This is a genomic window from Vibrio sp. M250220 (assembly GCF_036533795.1).
Lineage (GTDB): Bacteria > Pseudomonadota > Gammaproteobacteria > Enterobacterales > Vibrionaceae > Vibrio.
Map to the genome: position 1 here is coordinate 36,509 of NZ_JATABI010000041.1, position 17,383 is coordinate 53,891.

Below are 17,383 nucleotides of genomic sequence, written 5' to 3' on the forward strand. Positions count from 1 at the left end.
CCAACACTTTGATAACAATAGCTGATTAAAATAGCAATTAAATTGGTCAGACCAATTACAATTTATAAACAGATGGGCATGTAACGTGCTAGGGGTCACGGTTTATCTTTTTAGTTTTAAAAGAATATGAATGGGATGTGTCGCGAAAAGACAGCGAGAAGCGAGAAGCGAGAAGCGAGAAGCGAGAAGCGAGAAGCGAGAAGCGAGAAGCGAGAAGCGAGAAGCGAGAAGCGAGAAGAAAGTCCTTAACATAAACCTCAGTATTATAGGCTTACTAAGCAGTTGAAGCGCTCACCTCTCGGAGGACGAAGTCCGGTCTCGCCCTACTTCGCCTCGATATGATCTATCATCAACTGCAGCGACTGATTACCACGAAACTCATTGATATCGAGCTTATAAGCTAAGCGAACCGTTTTAACTGATGCATCAGGCCAACGACGTAAGTCGACATTAAAGGCAATACCATCGATCAGAATGTTGGTCGGATGGCCTTTGTGCAAAGGCTCGAGCATTAGTTTGAGGTGTTTTTCCCCCACCAGCTTTTGATGCAAAACTTTAAACTCTCCATCAAAAACAGGCTCGGGAAACGCCTGCCCCCAAGGACCACCTGAGCGCAGCATTTCAGCAATATGCATTGAGAACTCCTCTGGCGCCAATTCGCCATCGGATAAAATCACACCTTTGAGCGCTGCATCATCTAAGTCCTGTTTTACCGCCTCATCGAATAACTGAGAGAAACGTGCAAAGTTTTTTTCCTCGATGGTCAAACCTGCCGCCATTGCATGGCCGCCAAACTTAATGATCATTCCAGGATTCTGGGTATCAATGCGATCCAATACATCTCTCATGTGCAAACCGGGAATTGAGCGACAAGATCCCTTAATCGTCCCCTCCCCTCCATCAGCAAACGCGATGACCGGACGGTGAAACTTCTCTTTGATACGTGAAGCCAGAATACCGATCACGCCCTGATGCCAGTCTCTTTGAAACAACACCAAACCATGTGGCATATCAGTTTCACCGAATTGCAGACGCTCACAGAAAGCCATCGCTTCCTGTTTCATGCCTTCTTCGATCTCTTTTCGTGTCTGATTCAGACCATCCAGTTCACTCGCCATACGACGAGCAGCATGAATATTGTTACTCAACAGCAACTCAACGCCAAACGACATGTCATCCAAACGTCCAGCCGCATTGATGCGCGGCCCTAGAGCAAAACCGAAGTCAGACGCAACCAGCCGACGAGCATCACGCTTGGCTACCTCGATTAAGGCTTGAATACCTGGTCGCGCTTTACCTGCACGAATCCGCTGCAAACCTTGATGAACTAAGATTCGGTTATTTTCATCCAGTGGCACCACATCGGCAACCGTGCCTAATGCCACTAAATCAATCAGTTCCATCAGCTTCGGTTCAGCCATTCCTTGTTGGGTAAACCAACCATTTTTGCGCATATGTACACACAGCGCCATCATCAAGTAGAAGGCAACACCAACGCCCGCCAAAGCTTTAGAGGGAAAAGCGCATTCCTGCAAATTGGGATTGACCATTGCGTCAACCTCAGGCAATTGATGACCCGGAAGATGGTGGTCTGTGACGAGCACCTGTAGACCTTGTTGCTTCGCATAGCGAACACCTTCAATCGATGATACGCCGTTATCGACCGTCATGATGACCTCTGCACCAAGCTCAATCGCTTGGTCGACCACTTCAGGGCTGAGGCCGTAGCCATCTTCAAACCGGTTTGGTACCAAATAATCAACATTGCTTGAGCCAAGCATACGCAACGCCAGTACAGATAACGCGGAACTGGTAGCGCCATCGGCATCAAAATCACCAACAACAATGATGCGTTTGTTGGCTTGCAATGCGTTAAACAGCAACTCAACCGCTTTATCTATCCCATGTAACTTTTGATACGAATGTAATCCGCGGGCGGTGGTTTCCAACTGTTCGATGCTACGGATACCACGGGATATGTATATGCGCTTCAGTAAAGGAGCGATGGAGTCAGGAAGTAAACTTAAATCAGCTTCAGGTCTGCGTTGAATTTCTATCATAATAAATATTAGAGCCTCTAATTAGAGGCTCTTTTCAAATCATTGAGTTTGTTGAAGACGTTGGAGTAACTGTGCAGGAGGAAGATACCCACCGACCATTTCACCATTTGGAAGGAAAATCGCTGGTGTACCGCTAATACCTAACTCACGTCCCAGTGCAAAGTGCTGCTTGATGATTTGCTGGTATTTCGCATAGTCCTCGCCTTGCTCAGGAAACTCACGATTCACTTTTCCGTTATGCATCGCTGACTGAGGATCTTTTGCGCCCCAGATTGCCGCCATTTGATCAGCAACAGAACCCGTCGCACCTTGGCGAGGGTATGCCATGTAGCGAACAGTAATACCAAGTTCGTTGTAACCCTTCATCTGGTTGTGTAGGCGAACACAGTAACCACAAGTAATATCAGTAAATACGGTTACAACATACTTCTCGTTATCCGCCTTGAACTCAATCATACTGTCTTTGAATGCTTCAATCTTCGCCGCATTTAGGGGCGCCTGACGCTTAGCAAGAACATCTTCATATTGACCTTCTACATCCAGCTTATACAAGGTACCCGCTAAAAAGTAATCACCCGATGGCGTTGCAAATAAAACACCACCACTGGTTTGAACTTCAACCAAACCTTCAACTTCAGCAGGAACCACATCTTTGACTTCAAGACCAAGCTTGGCAAAACGCTGCTCAAGCAGTTCCTTGTCAAACTTAACTTCAGCGGCAGAAACGGTCTGAGTAGCCAAAATAAATGGTAATGTCAGTAACGTCATTCGGCGTAATACGCTCATTCAATTCACCTTAAATCAATCATGTTATAGCCAAGAGACACTATGCTCTTGGGTGGTGTTCACTATGCAGCTGCTTCAATCGCTCCGTCGCTACATGAGTATAAATTTGTGTTGTCGACAAGTCACTATGCCCCAATAGCATCTGCACGACACGCAGATCAGCTCCATAGTTGAGCAAATGTGTCGCAAAAGCATGTCGTAAAACATGGGGAGAAAGCTGCTCAGTATCAATCCCGGCTAACACAGCATAGTGTTTGATTCGATGCCAAAATGTCTGGCGCGTCATTTGACGAGCTCGCTTACTCGGGAAAACGACATCCGAAGTTGTTTCTCCAAGTAATTCAGACCTACCTTGCTGCAAAAAAGTTTCAATCCACTCGATAGCATTTTCACCCAGCGGAACTAAACGTTCCTTGCCACCTTTACCTGTGATTCTTACCACCCCTTGTCGCAGACTGATGTTTTCCATTGTCAGACTGACGAGTTCAGTGACACGCAATCCAGTAGCGTACAATAACTCAAGCATCGCTTTGTCACGTAACTCCATTGCATCATTGGGATCTGGCGCATTGAGAAGTGCTTCAACTTGTTCTTCACTTAAGTCTTTGGGTAGTCGTTTTGGCAGTTTGGGACTGATGAGTAGTGCACTGGGATCATCACCGCGAATTTTTTCTCTGTGTAGATACTGAAAAAGACGACGAATCGCTGATAGCATTCTTGCTCGCGAGGTTTGTTTATAGCCTGAGTCAGCAAGCCAAGACTGATAGTCTTGAAGTCCAGAGAGGCTGATAAAATCGAGACGATAGTTGTTTGCTGCCATCCACTTCAATAGTTTTACCAGATCATTACGGTATGAATCTAAAGTGTTTTCTGACAACCCTCTCTCCATCCACATTGAATCTAAAAACTGCTCAACTATTCCTTGATCAGGTGACATTTGTTCAGACACAGCAAACCTCTTTATTTCGTTATGCGCTCAAATGTAAGTTCCTAAGAGTAATAAAGCTATAAAAATTCATCCTACCGACGGATATTCGCTGCAAAGCTCGCCATTTTGTGTTTAGAATTCACCATCAATTCTCCAATACAGAAAAGAATACTATGAAAATCGGTCTATTTTACGGCTCAACCACTTGTTATACCGAAATGGCAGCAGAGAAGATCCGTGCCATTATTGGTGAAGACCTTATTGATATTCACAATGTTAAACAAGCGCCTCTGTCTTTAATGGCTGACTATGATTTTCTGATTTTGGGGATTTCAACATGGGATTTTGGCGAGATCCAAGAAGACTGGAACGAACTTTGGGATCAAATAGAGAGCCTGCCACTGACAGGAAAAACCGTTGCTCTGTTTGGTCTGGGCGATCAAGAAGGTTACGGCGAATGGTATTTAGATGCCATGGGCTTTCTGCACGATGAAGTGAAAAAAGCGGGGGCTAACGTCGTTGGATATTGGCCAAACGATGAAAACTATCAGTTTGAAGCTTCGAAAGCTCTCACTGAAGACAAAAGCCATTTTGTCGGCCTTGCACTAGATGAAGACTCACAATATGAGTTAAGTGATGAACGTATCGCTACTTGGGTTGAGCAAATTCTGGTTGAATATCAAGAGACGCTGTAGCGTCGAGCGTCGAGCGTCGAGCGTCGAGCGTCGAGCGTCGAGCGTCGAGCGTCGAGCGTCGAGCGTCGAGCGTCGAGAAAAGCTTGAAGGGTTGGCACACTGCGTCAACCCTTTTCTTTTAAGTAAAATAAACAACAATGTCCGTAAACGGAGGTTCACGCTCAATAACCGCCTCTCGAAAGGCGAAGCCCGCTCTAAATTCTCGCAGGACGAAGTCCGTTCTCGACTCTCTAAGCGCTGCGCTCTAGCTATCTATAGAGCGCAGTCCGTTCCTAAACCTAGCCCAATCAAACACTAGCCCAGGGTCTGTCTTACGCAGTGGCGCTATATACTGATGTCCTGTGATGCGCGGAAGTGTGATTAAAGGATACTCGTGCTGAATCTGCTGAGTTAGTTCAGTCAATGCTTGATATTGCGCATCGGTGTAGGCGACAAAGTCACTGCCTTCTAGCTCAATGCCTATCGAATAATCGTTACACTTTTCACGCCCAGCAAAGCTCGACTTTCCCGCATGCCAAGCTCTAGCTGTAAATGGAACAAACTGTACGACCTCACCATCACGACGAATTAAGCAGTGCGCCGAAACCCCCATTTGATGGATGACCTTAAAGAATGGGTGCTGCTCAGGATCCAACTTGCCAGTAAAAAACTGCTCAATATAAGGACCACCGAACTGCCCAGGCGGGAGGCTGATGTTATGTACCACCAGCAAAGAGATGTCTTGTGGCTCGCTTCTTTGATCGAAGAATGGAGATTCAACTCGTCGCGCTTTACTGTACCAACCCTGCTCATCAATCATTTTGCTGCTCGTCATATTATCAGTCCTCACGATTTTATCTGTTTGACCATGAAATGCGAGATTAATGGCTGAATTTCACTCTCAGTCAGCGTATCATGCCCACCTCTTGTCCAACTGCGTATTAGATTTGCGATGAAAAACACACACAATAGCCAAGAACGTCTCGAATATTTGAAACAACAACTTCCCCTAGAGATCTCCCGAGCAGTCGCGGATACCATCAAAGAAGATCTTGGTGGCACACTTGACCCTGCTGCTGATATTACCGCAAGTCTAATTCCCGCAGATGCCCACAACGAAGCAACCATTATCACCCGCGAACACGGTGTCTTCTGTGGCAAAGCTTGGGCTGATGAAGTGTTTAAGCAGCTAGGTGGCGAAGTCACCATCGAATGGAATGTCGAAGATGGTGACAAAGTAGAGCCAAATCAGGTTCTTTGTACTCTTTCAGGTCCTTCTCGCGCGCTACTTACAGGTGAACGTAACGCGATGAATTTCATCCAAACACTTTCTGGCTGTGCAACTACCACCGCTCAATATGCTGAAAAGCTGGAAGGTACTGGCTGTCGTTTACTTGATACCCGCAAAACCATTCCAGGTCTACGCAGCGCACTAAAATATGCGGTAGCTTGTGGTGGTGGCTTCAACCACCGCATCGGAGTTTTCGACGCCTACTTGATTAAAGAGAACCACATCATCGCTAATGGTGGTATCACGCAAACAATCAAAACGGCTAAAGAGCTAAATCCAGGTAAACCTGTCGAGGTTGAAACAGAAAGTCTTGCTGAGCTACAAGAAGCGATTGAAGCAGGTGCAGACATCATTATGTTGGATAATTTCACAACCGATATGATGCGCGAAGCCGTGAAAATTAATGCAGGTCGTGCCGCACTAGAAAACTCCGGTAACGTCACTTTAGAGACTCTACGTGAGTACGCGGAAACGGGTGTGGATTACATCTCTGTTGGAGCATTAACTAAACATATCAAGGCGATGGATCTTTCCATGCGCTTTAAATAAAAACATCAGCACTAACTGATCACAATAGAGGCCTTCAAGCCTCTATTTTTTCCCACAACGTCAAATCCTTCTGACACTTATGTGCAAAAAAGGATTATTTTGCTCTCTTCTTGTCCAGAACAACTCACTGCTACATACCTTATCCATTCTCTCCCTCGTATTCTTTTGCCACACCCCAAAAAAACTAGAGATGAGAAAGATGGCAACGAAGCAAAAGAATAAAGGCTTTACCTTAATCGAATTGATGGTCGTTGTTGCGATTGTGGCGGTACTTGCAACATTAGCGATCCCCAGTTATCAAAACTACGTAACCCGCGCTCATGCCAGTGAAATGCTCAATGCATCCATGACCATCAAGACTGCGGTTTCCATTTGTCTCATCCGAGGGGAGCCCAATTGCACCTCTGGTAATGGCGACGTTCCTTTAGCACAAGATCTTGGCGACTTTTCAGTCGCGTCAATTACCGACGCAACAAGCGGGCGACAGAGAGTGCGAGCGTCAATCAATCCCTCAAAAACAAAAGGTAGGTTAAAAAATGGTGATATGGTGGACTTAATCCCTGAAGTGTCTTCTGGGGGAGTGATATGGAGTGTTGTATGCACATCGATTGATGGTACTGCGGATAACTGGTGCCCTAAAAACTAATGCTAACCACATTGCCTTCAATATTAAGACAAGCAAGTATTCTTAATCACCAACAAGAATCCTTACTACTTAATCACATCAAAGCTTCTGGTCAGTCGGCACCCGAAGCTTTGATATCATTAAAGTTATTGAGCTCTGGTCAGCTAACTAAAGTGCTCTCCCAGCTTTTCGAGCAGCCAGAAACCAACCTCGAACAATTTGAATATGCGAAGTTGTGTAACACGTTAGGCTTAAGGGAACTCATCACACGATTTTCTGCGTTACCAATTGAGCAAATTGGACAAGTTCTAACGGTCGCCGTCACCGATATTACACATAGTGAAATTGAAGAGGAGTTTCGTTTTGCTACCGGATTTCAAATAGATCTCGTCTTAGCCGACTTCCAACAACTTCAAGGCGCTATACGGCGCGTTTATGGAAAAGCAGATGTCACTCTGCACGCTAATTTTGGACGAGACATTAATGAGCAGGAACTGGCTTCATTGGTTGACATTACTCAGGAGGAAATGGCATCGGTTGAAGATCTTAGCCAAGATGACGCGCCTGTAAGTCGCTATATCAATCAGATCCTTTTAGATGCGGTCAGGAAAACCGCTTCAGATATTCATTTCGAGCCCTATGAACAATCATATCGTGTCCGTATGCGTTGTGATGGACTACTGGTAGAAAGTCAGCAGCCACCTCATCATTTAAGCCGACGACTCACCACCCGACTCAAAATACTTGCCAAGCTCGATATTGCGGAGCGACGGCTTCCGCAAGATGGCAGGATAAAACTGAAGCTAAGCCAACATGCAGCAATAGATATCCGAGTGTCTAGCTTACCGACATTATGGGGAGAAAAAATTGTGGTTCGTCTGCTAGATAGTCGTTCTACGACCCTCGACCTTGATTCACTGGGATATACGCCTCATCAAAAGCAGATCTATCTTCAAGCCCTCAACAAACCTCAAGGACTCATTGTGGTTACAGGACCGACAGGAAGCGGGAAAAGTGCCTCCCTGTATACTGGCTTAAAAATTCTCAATACCCCCCAGATTAATATCTCCACAGCAGAAGACCCGGTAGAGATCAACCTAACGGGTATTAACCAAGTTCAGATTCAACCGCATATCGGTCTCGACTTTTCTAAGACTCTTAGAGCATTTCTGCGCCAAGACCCAGATATTATTATGGTGGGTGAAATACGAGATCGTGAGACAGCAGAAATTGCCGTTAAGGCCGCTCAAACGGGCCATCTGGTATTAACCACGCTTCATACCAATTCCGCTTCCGAAGCCGTTTCTCGATTAAAAAATATGGGGATTGAATCTTATAATCTTTCTTCATCGCTGAGTCTGGTGATTGCACAACGCCTCGCTCGCCGTCTATGCCCTCACTGCAAACAACGCCTCAATCCGTCAGCGTCTATAAGAAAACAGTTTGAACTACCAGACGACACCACTCTCTACCAAGCTCACGAGCAGGGATGCAGTGAATGCAACAACGGTTATTCCGGCAGAGTAGGACTCTATGAGTTGATGGCATTCAACGAGGCTTTACTTAATGCGGTCGGTGCTGAGAGAAGCAGTCAAGAAATTGAAAACCTTGCCAGAGAACAAGGCATGATGACTCTGAAACAAGCAGGTGTGGAAAAGTTGCTCTGCGGAATCACAAGCTACCAAGAACTTCAACGTGTGCTCTATTTATAACGTGGAGAAATGATGACGCTTAAACACCGACCTCAAATAAAAGCCTTTATCTGGAAAGGCATCAACCACTCTGGGTCAAGAGTTACGGGGCGTAGTTTTGCCTATAGTGACTTCGAGGTAAGACGTGAACTCAAGCTGAATCATATAAACGAGATTCAAATAACCGTACGTCCATTATCCATGGTCGAACGCTTCACTCAGCAAGTAAAAGCGAAAGATATTACGATTGTGACCCGTCAAATCGCGACTATGCTCTCCACTGGCATGCCGATTATCTCAGTCCTTAAATTGGTCGCGACGAACCAGAACAAAGGAGAAATGAAATCGATACTCATGAAACTTTCCGCAACAATTGAAGTCGGCGTTCCTCTGTCTCAGGCACTGGGGATGACCAGCGTTCATTTTGATCCTATGTATCGCGATTTAGTGGTAACTGGAGAGCAGACCGGCAAACTCACTGACGTATTTGAGCGATTGGCCAGCCATAGAGAAAAATCCGATCAACTCAAATCCAATGTGGTTAAAGCATTAATATACCCAAGCATGGTAGTGCTAACCGCGCTAATCGTCTGTTACTTAATGCTGACACTGGTTATCCCTCAGTTTGAATCTATATATGCTGGCTTCGGAGCCGACCTTCCTTGGTTAACTAAGCAGGTACTGCACATATCTTCGCTCAGCCAAGATTATCTCTGGGTGATCTTGCTACTCTTCTTTCTGATCTGTCTGACTTTCAAGTCTGTTAATAAGCGCTCTACGCGCTTCACCTTACTATGGAATCAATGGCTACTCGCTGCACCTATCCTTGGCAAAGTACTAGGACAAGCCGCCATCGCTAGATTTAGCCGCACAATGGCGACAAGCTTTAGCGCTGGCCTACCTATTCTTTTATGTTTGGAAACGGCGGCGCGAACAGCGGGAAATCTCTACTATCAAAAAGCACTGGAGCGTGTCACGACAAACACTGCATCGGGTATGCCGATGTATGTCGCGATGAGACAGTGTGAAGCATTTCCAGAGATGGTTTTACAAATGGTCATGATTGGTGAAGAAGCAGGAAAATTGGATGATATGCTCAACAAAATAGCGGATATATACGAGGCAAGCGTAGAAAGTAGTATTGACACCCTTGGCAAAACGCTAGAGCCACTTATCATTATTTTCCTTGGCTCGACAGTCGGAGGGCTAGTTGTGGCAATGTACCTACCAATCTTTAACTTAATGAATGTCTTAGGGTAGTATACTCAGGATATATGTGTGAAATTGGACAGTTGACTCCTATATGGACATTTTTGACTTCAATCCTTGGCTTTTCCCTACTTTGGCGACAGTGTTTGGTCTGATCATTGGCAGCTTTCTCAACGTGGTTATTCATCGCCTGCCGCTCATTATGGAACGGGAATGGCGTCATGAATGTGCTGAAAGCTTTCCTGAGTACAATATCGAGCCACCACAGGGGACTTACAATCTGAGCGTACCACGCTCGAGCTGCCCAAAGTGTCAAACGCCGATTCGTTTCGTTGATAATATTCCTATCATCAGCTGGCTGATACTCAAAGGTCAATGTCATCAATGTCATGCGAAAATTAGCGCACGTTATCCATTGGTAGAACTGATCAGTGCTGCGCTCTCATTCTTGGTTGCCTATCAACTTGGCTTCAGCTATTTCACGATTGCCCTAATTTTCTTCACCTTTGTTCTGATTGCAGCCACATTCATTGATCTCGATACCATGCTGCTTCCCGATCAACTCACCCTACCTTTGACTTGGGCCGGTATCCTACTCTCTCTGCTCCACATTAGCCCTGTATCACTGCAAGATTCAATTATAGGCGCGATAGCTGGTTACCTATCTTTATGGTCTGTTTATTGGTTATTCAAATTGATAACTGGCAAAGAAGGCATGGGGTATGGTGACTTCAAACTTCTTGCGGCGCTGGGGGCTTGGCTGGGATGGCAATATCTGCCAATGGTTATACTGCTATCTTCTGGCGTAGGACTCATTTTTGGTTTAATCCAACTCCGACTGAAGCAACAAGGTATCGACAAAGCATTTCCATTTGGCCCGTACCTAGCTATCGCAGGCTGGATTTGTATGATGTGGGGAAATGACATTTTGGATTGGTATCTGAGCAATTTTCTAGGAATTTAATATGACACTCGTCATCGGACTCACTGGCGGCATCGCGAGTGGAAAAACAACCGTCGCAAATATTTTCCACCAAGAATTTGGAATTGAAATTGTTGATGCAGATATCGTCGCTCGTCAGGTCGTAGAGCCAGGTAGTGATGGATTACAGCAGATTGCGCAACATTTTGGATCTGAAGTTATTCAATCAGATGGTGCGTTAAATCGTGCTAAGCTGAGAGAAATTATCTTTGCCGATCCCACTCACAAGGAGTGGCTTAACAACCTACTCCATCCAATGATCAGACATAAGATGCTAAACGATCTTGAAAATGTCCGCTCTGAATACGCACTGCTTGTCATTCCATTGATGGTAGAAAACAACCTGCAAACCTTAGCTGATAAGGTGATTGTGGTGGATGTCGACCCAGAAACTCAAATTCAGCGTACGGTTAAACGTGATCACGTAGGCAGCGAGCAAGCCAAAGCAATTCTCGCCTCTCAAGCGACACGCGAGCAGCGACTCGCTATCGCCGATTACGTGATTAAAAATAATACAAAAAACCAAAAACTTTTGTATCAAATCACAGAATTACATAAAAAGTTTCTAGAAATATGTAGGGTAAATCTGTGAGAATAAAGGATGAATAATCCAGAGCTGCCGATTAATGACAACGCATTATTTTGAACATCCACTGAACGAGAAAACCCGTATATATTTGAGGGTTGAGGCTTTACTCAACCAACTAAATATTGCCGCTCAGTTCAGCGATAATATGCAGCATCTGATCTTCTACCGTTCACTGTTTGACTTACTGGAAATCTTTGAACAGATTCAGTTGAAAAGTGAGTTGGCTAAAGACATCGAAAAGCAGCGCCTCGCTTACCGTTCTTGGTTAAATGTCGAAGGCGTCGATCAAGAGATGCTGCGAGAGGTTCTGAACGAAGTTGATAGCGTTCACAGTGAACTGATGGCCGCCGAGCGTTTTGGACAAAGTCTCAAAGAAGATCGCTTTCTTAGCGCCATACGCCAAAGGTTTAATCTTCCTGGCGGCTCATGCTGCTTTGATCTTCCGGCTCTCCATCATTGGTTACACCTACCACTTGAGCAGAAAAAAACTGATGCTCATCAGTGGTTGAGTACCCTTCAACCCCTAGTAAAAGCACTGAATCAGTGGCTAAAACTAACCCGAGAAGCTGGCCATTTTAGAACCATACATGCCAACTCTGGTTTCTACCAAAGTGACGCTGACGAAGCCAATATCTTACGCCTTGAAATACCGATGCATTTCGGCGTCTATCCTATGATTTCTGGCCATAAGAACCGTTTTGCGATTAAATTTATTGAATTCAAAACAGGCCAAGCTTCCATCGCGAACGTTGAATTTCAACTTGCCGTTTGTTGCTAAACACAATCACTAGTTAACGCGTTATACTACTTCAATACTATTTTTGGGTATTTAGAGAATCATCATGTCAAAAATTACTACCGTACCCTGCCCTCAATGTGGCACCGACGTTATTTGGGGAGAGCAAAGCCCTTACCGTCCATTTTGCAGTAAACAGTGCCAAATGATTGATTTTGGCGAGTGGGCTGACGAAGAAAATACGATTCCCGGCGCACCGGATATGTCAGATGCTGACGGTTGGTCGGAAGACCAATATTAAGTAGCGAGTAGCGAGTAGCGAGTAGCGAAAATACTAAACATTGAAGAGCTGATGTGAAAACATCGGCTTTTTTCTTGCCTATCTTTCTATATTTTATAGCTATATGCGCAGGAGAATTTTACGAGAGCAAGAAGGAGGAACGGAGTTTACGCCAGTAAATGAGTACCGACGCCGACGCTATCGTGAAATGCCACCAGCATAGTGCCTAAAATAAAAAAACGGAGCCATATGGGCTCCGTTTAATATGAGAACGCTAGTTATAGCATTACTTCTTAGCAAGTTTCTCTTTGATACGAGCTGACTTACCAGAACGCTCACGTAGGTAGTACAGTTTGGCACGACGTACTGCACCGCGGCGTTTAACTTCAATGCTATCAACCATTGGAGAGTGTGTTTGGAACGTACGCTCTACACCTTCACCGTTAGAAATCTTACGTACTGTGAATGCAGAGTGTAGACCACGGTTACGGATTGCGATTACAACGCCTTCGAAAGCCTGTAGACGCTCACGCTCACCTTCTTTTACCTTAACTTGAACAACAACTGTGTCACCAGGTGCGTAGTTAGGTAGGTCTTTTTTCATTTGCTCTTCTTCAAGAGCTTTGATGATGTTACTCATTTTCAATATTCCTAGAATAAACTGATACTAAATTTAATAGGTTACTAAGTTCGAGATTCAGAAATGAATTCGGCTAGTAATTGTTCCTGTTCGTCAGTCAGAGCTAGGTTTTCCAGGAGCTCTGGTCTTCTTAACCAAGTGCGGCCTAACGACTGTTTTAGTCGCCAGCGACGAATATCCCTATGGTTTCCAGATTTGAGTACCGCTGGCACTTCTTTACCATCTAGAACCTCAGGCCGCGTATAGTGAGGGCAATCTAACAAACCATTTGCGAAAGAGTCTTCTTCCGCTGACGCAAAATCTCCAAGCACACCCGGAACAAACCGAGAGACTGAATCAATTAGCGTCATGGCTGGTATTTCACCACCCGTCATCACAAAATCACCAATCGACCATTCTTCGTCGACTTCAGATTGAATGACACGCTCATCTACCCCTTCGTAGCGACCACAAATCAGAAGCAAGTTCTCGTTTGTTGCCAGCTCTTCGACACCTTTTTGGTCAAGTTTTCGACCTTGAGGTGACAGGTAGATTACCTTCGTCTTACCTGGTGATGCCTGTTTGGCTGCGTGGATAGCATCGCGCAAAGGCTGAACCATCATAAGCATGCCAGGACCACCACCATAAGGTCTGTCATCGACAGTGCGATGTTTGTCGTGCGTGAAATCACGAGGATTCCATGTCTCAATCGACAAAAGACCTTTTTTAACCGCTTGACCTGTTACTCCGTAATCAGTAACGCTGCGGAACATCTCAGGAAATAGGCTAATTACGCCAACCCACATTGTTCAATCGCTCCGTTACTTGGAGTTAGAATCCAGGATCCCAGTCAACTTCGATCCGTTGAGCTTCGCGATCAATATGTTTGATCACTTGCTCTTCAAGGAACGGAATTAGTCGTTCCTTTTGCCCAAAAGCATCTTTTAGATTTGCTTTAATCACCAAAACATCGTTGGAGCCAGTTTCTAGCATGTCAGAGACAATGCCTAGATCGTAACCTTTATCGGTTACTACTTGCATACCAATCAAATCACGCCAATAGAACTCGTCTGATGGCAATTCTGGTAATACAGCAGGGTCAATAGAGATTTCAAAGTTAGTCATAAGTTGCGCGTCTTCACGTACATCAAGACCTTCCAGCTTTACCACCAAACCTTTGTTATGGCGCTTCCAGCTTTCTACTTTGTACTCGACCCACTTTTCACCTTGCTTGATAAACCAAGGAGTGTAATCAAATATGCTTTCGGTATTGTCTGTGTAGGAAAAAACCTTGAGCCAACCACGAATGCCGTAAGTAGCACCAAACTTGCCTACAACAATCTTTTCGTCACTCATTGTTTCTTTACCTTTCATCGACATAAGCTAATTTCTACTTCTAAAAAGAATTAAGCCGCTTTTTGAGCGTCTTTAACTAGCTTAGCTACGCGGTCAGATAGAGATGCGCCTTGACCAACCCAGTGGTTAACGCGATCTAGGTCTAGACGTAGACCTTCTTCTTGACCTTGAGCTGTTGGGTTGAAGAAACCAACTTTCTCGATGAAACGGCCAGTTGCTGCATTGCGGCTGTCCGCTACTACGATTTGATAAAATGGACGCTTTTTAGCGCCGTGACGTGCCAAACGAATGGTTACCATGTCGTCCTCTTTGCTTTCTCAAAAATAAAATTAACCCCAGAAACCATTTATCTCTAAATAGTTTGGGGCTCGTGCCAAAATAAAGCTCCGGAATTTTACTCTTATTCCGGAGCAATGCAAGGTCTTTAGCTACTTTTTCACCAACATAAAACGGGTTCTAAGTTTGTGACACAGCTAACACCTTGAAATATTGTTGCTGACTAAGTTTAGCGACCAAATGGGTTGAAGCCACCGCCACCCATTCCGCCCATGCCACCCATCATGCCTTGCATGTTACGCATCATGCCTTTCATGCCACCTTTTTGCATTTTCTTCATCATCTTCTGCATCTGGGTGAACTGTTTCAGCAAGCGGTTAACGTCTTGTACCTGAGTACCTGAACCCGCTGCGATGCGCTTTTTACGTGAGCCTTTAATCAGTTCTGGGCGTTGACGCTCTTTCATCGTCATAGAGTTGATGATCGCTTCCATCTGTTTGAACATCTTGTCATCAACTTTATCTTTGATGTTGTCTGGTAAGTTGCTCATACCTGGCAACTTATCCATCATTCCCATCATACCGCCCATGTTTTGCATTTGACCTAACTGTTCACGGAAGTCTTCGAGATCAAAACCTTTTTTCTCTTTAAACTTCTTAGCGAGCTTTTCGGCCTTTTCTGTATCTACGTTGCGCTGTAGGTCTTCAATCAAAGACAGTACATCGCCCATACCCAAAATACGAGAAGCAACACGATCAGGATGGAACGGTTCTAGTGCATCGGTTTTTTCACCGACACCTAAGAATTTGATTGGCTTACCTGTAATATGACGAACAGAGAGGGCCGCACCGCCACGCGCATCACCATCAACTTTTGTCAGGATGACACCCGTCAGAGGCAATGCATCACCAAATGCTTTGGCCGTATTCGCCGCGTCTTGACCCGTCATTGCATCAACAACGAATAGGGTTTCTACAGGATTAATCGCAGAATGGAGGTCTTTAATCTCCGCCATCATTAGCTCATCTACCGCCAATCGACCCGCAGTATCGACAACAAGAACGTCGTAGAACTTTTTCTTTGCGTGATCAATTGCAGCATTGGCAATGTCAATCGGCTTCTGGTCAGCAGAAGATGGGAAGAAATCAACACCAACATCAGCAGCAAGGGTTTCTAGCTGCTTAATTGCCGCTGGACGGTATACGTCGGCAGAGACAACCAAGACTTTCTTCTTGTCTCTTTCTGTCAGTAGCTTAGAAAGTTTACCTACCGATGTGGTTTTACCCGCACCCTGCAAACCTGCCATTAAGATAACAGCAGGTGGTTGAGCCGCTAAGTTTAGCGCTTCATTTGACTCACCCATGACACCTTCAAGTTCATTTTGAACAATCTTAATGAACTCTTGGCCAGGAGTGAGCGATTTCGAAACTTCTACACCAACGGCTGCTTCTTTAACGCGTTTAATAAAATCACGTACAACAGGCAATGCAACGTCCGCTTCAAGAAGTGCCATTCGCACTTCGCGCAACGTATCTTTAATATTATCTTCGGTCAGGCGACCTTTACCGCTGATATTTTTCAGCGTTTTGGATAAGCGATCCGTTAAATTATCAAACATCTTAGTCTCTTTACCTAGACGGTTTGCAAGGAGCTTCGCCCTTTAAAATGGCGACAAATTACTATGAGTATACCTTAGCCAACCCATGCTTGACACTGCCTAGATGAGTTTTGACCTCTCAAGTCACGCAAATGAACGAGATAAGTCATAGCTCAAGCCGTTGATGCAGGGTATAATTTGTTAAAAATCCACCAGCTTATAGAGAATAATGGACAACCTAATCGCCGTTGTTGCTGCAATACTCTATCTATTAGCGATTGCAACTATAGTCCCGGGCCTTGTTCACCAAACAGGCATCCGTGTCAAAACTGTCTTTGTCAGTGCATTTGTTGCGTTGGCATTTCATGCTTGGCTGCTTAGCGATCTCATTTTAGGTAGTTCGGGGCAGAATCTTAGTATTCTAAATGTCGCCTCACTAATCAGTTTTATCGTATCGCTGGTGATGAGCGGAGCGATGCTCAAAACTCGCCTGTGGTTTTTATTGCCAGTCGTCTACAGCTTTGCTGCGATTAATCTTATTGCCGCCGCTTTTCTGCCGAGCACCTTCATTACTCATCTTGAACAAGATCCAAAGCTGCTGATACATATCTCGTTCGCTTTGTTCTCCTATTCAACCTTGACCATTGGTGCACTGTACGCTCTGCAATTAGCTTGGCTTGATCATAAATTAAAGGCGAAGAAAGCGTTGGCGATTAATCCAAATCTGCCACCTTTACTCATGGTGGAGAGACAGCTCTTTAATATCATTTTGATCGGAAACCTGTTACTCACCGGAACACTTTTAACCGGTTTTGTCTTCGTGCAGGATATGTTCGCACAAGGTAAAGCACACAAGGGCATTCTTTCCTTCATTGCTTGGATTGTTTACTCAGTGCTTCTATGGGGCCACTATCGTAAAGGTTGGCGTGGTCGTAAAGTCACATGGTTTGCCGTCGCTGGCGCAACCTTACTGACCCTTGCCTATTTTGGCAGTCGCTTTGTTCGCGAGATAATCTTGAACTAGTTGATTAAAAAAGGTGCATCTGATGCACCTTTCTTTTATAATGTACAGTCCTTTTTTTGAAATTGACTTCACTGACAAACTAGGTCATAAATTAACCAAACATAACAAGGA

Annotated in this window: 19 protein-coding genes; 10 read left to right on the forward strand and 9 right to left on the reverse strand. The window is 44.9% G+C overall.

The annotated features are described in order from the left end of the window. Positions 1-323: 323 nt before the first annotated feature. Genes recJ through xerD form a run of 3 tightly spaced genes read right to left on the reverse strand, consistent with a single transcriptional unit; the run spans position 324 to position 3,783 of the window. Complete coding sequence (recJ, locus tag QTN94_RS14070; protein WP_331416911.1) at positions 324-2,060, reverse strand: single-stranded-DNA-specific exonuclease RecJ; 1,737 nt, start codon at positions 2,058-2,060, stop codon at positions 324-326. Between the two features lie 39 nt (positions 2,061-2,099). Continuing rightward, positions 2,100-2,846, reverse strand: coding sequence for a thioredoxin fold domain-containing protein (locus QTN94_RS14075; protein WP_331416913.1), 747 nt, complete (start codon positions 2,844-2,846; stop codon positions 2,100-2,102). A 40-nt stretch (positions 2,847-2,886) separates the two neighbouring features. Next, positions 2,887-3,783 (reverse strand): site-specific tyrosine recombinase XerD, encoded by an 897-nt coding sequence (gene xerD / locus QTN94_RS14080; protein ID WP_269377546.1) that lies wholly within the window; start codon positions 3,781-3,783, stop codon positions 2,887-2,889. 164 nt (positions 3,784-3,947) lie between these two features. Here xerD and fldB point away from each other — a divergent pair, with 164 nt between their 5' ends. Beyond that, positions 3,948-4,469 carry a flavodoxin FldB gene (gene fldB, locus QTN94_RS14085; protein WP_331416915.1) on the forward strand — a complete coding sequence of 174 codons (522 nt, stop codon included), beginning with the start codon at positions 3,948-3,950 and terminating at the stop codon, positions 4,467-4,469. Positions 4,470-4,713: 244 nt separating this feature from the next. Here fldB and ampD read toward each other — a convergent pair whose 3' ends face one another. After that, entirely contained in the window at positions 4,714-5,268 is a 555-nt protein-coding gene (gene ampD, locus QTN94_RS14090; RefSeq protein ID WP_331416951.1) for a 1,6-anhydro-N-acetylmuramyl-L-alanine amidase AmpD, read from the reverse strand. Between the two features lie 132 nt (positions 5,269-5,400). On the opposite strand from ampD, the gene nadC reads away from it, so the two are divergent. The 8 genes from nadC (at position 5,401) to yacG (ending at position 12,421) form a co-directional block, all read left to right on the forward strand. Further along, positions 5,401-6,288, forward strand: a complete 888-nt coding sequence (nadC, locus tag QTN94_RS14095; protein ID WP_138971383.1) for a carboxylating nicotinate-nucleotide diphosphorylase — start codon at positions 5,401-5,403, stop codon at positions 6,286-6,288. A gap of 199 nt (positions 6,289-6,487) precedes the next feature. Beyond that, entirely contained in the window at positions 6,488-6,934 is a 447-nt protein-coding gene (locus QTN94_RS14100; RefSeq protein WP_138971384.1) for a pilin, read from the forward strand. Next, on the forward strand, positions 6,934-8,625 hold the full coding sequence (gene pilB / locus QTN94_RS14105; RefSeq protein WP_331416918.1) for a type IV-A pilus assembly ATPase PilB: 1,692 nt from the start codon (positions 6,934-6,936) through the stop codon (positions 8,623-8,625). Before QTN94_RS14100 ends, pilB begins: the two co-directional genes overlap by 1 nt. 9 nt (positions 8,626-8,634) lie before the next feature. Then, positions 8,635-9,864, forward strand: coding sequence for a type II secretion system F family protein (locus QTN94_RS14110; protein WP_331427991.1), 1,230 nt, complete (start codon positions 8,635-8,637; stop codon positions 9,862-9,864). A gap of 43 nt (positions 9,865-9,907) precedes the next feature. Next, complete coding sequence (locus QTN94_RS14115; RefSeq protein ID WP_331427992.1) at positions 9,908-10,777, forward strand: prepilin peptidase; 870 nt, start codon at positions 9,908-9,910, stop codon at positions 10,775-10,777. A gap of 1 nt (position 10,778) precedes the next feature. Further along, the gene (gene coaE, locus QTN94_RS14120) at positions 10,779-11,387 is read left to right on the forward strand and encodes a dephospho-CoA kinase (protein WP_331427993.1); all 609 of its coding nucleotides are present in this window, start codon (positions 10,779-10,781) and stop codon (positions 11,385-11,387) included. A 34-nt stretch (positions 11,388-11,421) separates the two neighbouring features. Beyond that, on the forward strand, positions 11,422-12,162 hold the full coding sequence (gene zapD, locus QTN94_RS14125; protein ID WP_331427994.1) for a cell division protein ZapD: 741 nt from the start codon (positions 11,422-11,424) through the stop codon (positions 12,160-12,162). Positions 12,163-12,226: 64 nt separating this feature from the next. Continuing rightward, positions 12,227-12,421 (forward strand): DNA gyrase inhibitor YacG, encoded by a 195-nt coding sequence (gene yacG / locus QTN94_RS14130; RefSeq protein ID WP_269377476.1) that lies wholly within the window; start codon positions 12,227-12,229, stop codon positions 12,419-12,421. 265 nt (positions 12,422-12,686) lie between these two features. Here yacG and rplS read toward each other — a convergent pair whose 3' ends face one another. The 5 genes from rplS to ffh all read right to left on the reverse strand — a co-directional run bounded on the left by rplS (position 12,687) and on the right by ffh (position 16,269). Continuing rightward, positions 12,687-13,040, reverse strand: a complete 354-nt coding sequence (gene rplS / locus QTN94_RS14135; protein ID WP_138971390.1) for a 50S ribosomal protein L19 — start codon at positions 13,038-13,040, stop codon at positions 12,687-12,689. Between the two features lie 44 nt (positions 13,041-13,084). Then, the gene (trmD, locus tag QTN94_RS14140; RefSeq protein WP_138971391.1) at positions 13,085-13,825 is read right to left on the reverse strand and encodes a tRNA (guanosine(37)-N1)-methyltransferase TrmD; all 741 of its coding nucleotides are present in this window, start codon (positions 13,823-13,825) and stop codon (positions 13,085-13,087) included. Positions 13,826-13,850: 25 nt separating this feature from the next. Next, on the reverse strand, positions 13,851-14,399 hold the full coding sequence (gene rimM, locus QTN94_RS14145) for a ribosome maturation factor RimM (RefSeq protein ID WP_138971392.1): 549 nt from the start codon (positions 14,397-14,399) through the stop codon (positions 13,851-13,853). 26 nt (positions 14,400-14,425) lie between these two features. Next, positions 14,426-14,674: a 30S ribosomal protein S16 gene (gene rpsP / locus QTN94_RS14150; RefSeq protein ID WP_004410028.1), complete on the reverse strand. Its 249-nt coding sequence runs from the start codon at positions 14,672-14,674 to the stop codon at positions 14,426-14,428. Positions 14,675-14,880: 206 nt separating this feature from the next. Next, positions 14,881-16,269 carry a signal recognition particle protein gene (ffh, locus tag QTN94_RS14155; protein ID WP_269377480.1) on the reverse strand — a complete coding sequence of 463 codons (1,389 nt, stop codon included), beginning with the start codon at positions 16,267-16,269 and terminating at the stop codon, positions 14,881-14,883. Between the two features lie 208 nt (positions 16,270-16,477). On the opposite strand from ffh, the gene QTN94_RS14160 reads away from it, so the two are divergent. Next, the gene (locus tag QTN94_RS14160; RefSeq protein WP_331416927.1) at positions 16,478-17,272 is read left to right on the forward strand and encodes a cytochrome C assembly family protein; all 795 of its coding nucleotides are present in this window, start codon (positions 16,478-16,480) and stop codon (positions 17,270-17,272) included. The last annotated feature ends 111 nt before the right edge of the window (positions 17,273-17,383 follow it).

Coding starts and splice junctions, on each gene's coding strand:
- xerD (WP_269377546.1), bottom strand. CDS start 3,783: ATGTCACCTGATCAAGGAATAGTTGAGCAGTTTTTAGATTCAATGTGG.
- QTN94_RS14100 (WP_138971384.1), top strand. CDS start 6,488: ATGGCAACGAAGCAAAAGAATAAAGGCTTTACCTTAATCGAATTGATG.
- QTN94_RS14110 (WP_331427991.1), top strand. CDS start 8,635: ATGATGACGCTTAAACACCGACCTCAAATAAAAGCCTTTATCTGGAAA.
- recJ (WP_331416911.1), bottom strand. CDS start 2,060: ATGATAGAAATTCAACGCAGACCTGAAGCTGATTTAAGTTTACTTCCT.
- rpsP (WP_004410028.1), bottom strand. CDS start 14,674: ATGGTAACCATTCGTTTGGCACGTCACGGCGCTAAAAAGCGTCCATTT.
- ampD (WP_331416951.1), bottom strand. CDS start 5,268: ATGATTGATGAGCAGGGTTGGTACAGTAAAGCGCGACGAGTTGAATCT.
- QTN94_RS14075 (WP_331416913.1), bottom strand. CDS start 2,846: ATGAGCGTATTACGCCGAATGACGTTACTGACATTACCATTTATTTTG.
- pilB (WP_331416918.1), top strand. CDS start 6,934: ATGCTAACCACATTGCCTTCAATATTAAGACAAGCAAGTATTCTTAAT.
- rimM (WP_138971392.1), bottom strand. CDS start 14,399: ATGTCGATGAAAGGTAAAGAAACAATGAGTGACGAAAAGATTGTTGTA.
- coaE (WP_331427993.1), top strand. CDS start 10,779: ATGACACTCGTCATCGGACTCACTGGCGGCATCGCGAGTGGAAAAACA.
- QTN94_RS14115 (WP_331427992.1), top strand. CDS start 9,908: ATGGACATTTTTGACTTCAATCCTTGGCTTTTCCCTACTTTGGCGACA.
- trmD (WP_138971391.1), bottom strand. CDS start 13,825: ATGTGGGTTGGCGTAATTAGCCTATTTCCTGAGATGTTCCGCAGCGTT.
- QTN94_RS14160 (WP_331416927.1), top strand. CDS start 16,478: ATGGACAACCTAATCGCCGTTGTTGCTGCAATACTCTATCTATTAGCG.
- rplS (WP_138971390.1), bottom strand. CDS start 13,040: ATGAGTAACATCATCAAAGCTCTTGAAGAAGAGCAAATGAAAAAAGAC.
- nadC (WP_138971383.1), top strand. CDS start 5,401: ATGAAAAACACACACAATAGCCAAGAACGTCTCGAATATTTGAAACAA.
- yacG (WP_269377476.1), top strand. CDS start 12,227: ATGTCAAAAATTACTACCGTACCCTGCCCTCAATGTGGCACCGACGTT.
- fldB (WP_331416915.1), top strand. CDS start 3,948: ATGAAAATCGGTCTATTTTACGGCTCAACCACTTGTTATACCGAAATG.
- ffh (WP_269377480.1), bottom strand. CDS start 16,269: ATGTTTGATAATTTAACGGATCGCTTATCCAAAACGCTGAAAAATATC.
- zapD (WP_331427994.1), top strand. CDS start 11,422: ATGACAACGCATTATTTTGAACATCCACTGAACGAGAAAACCCGTATA.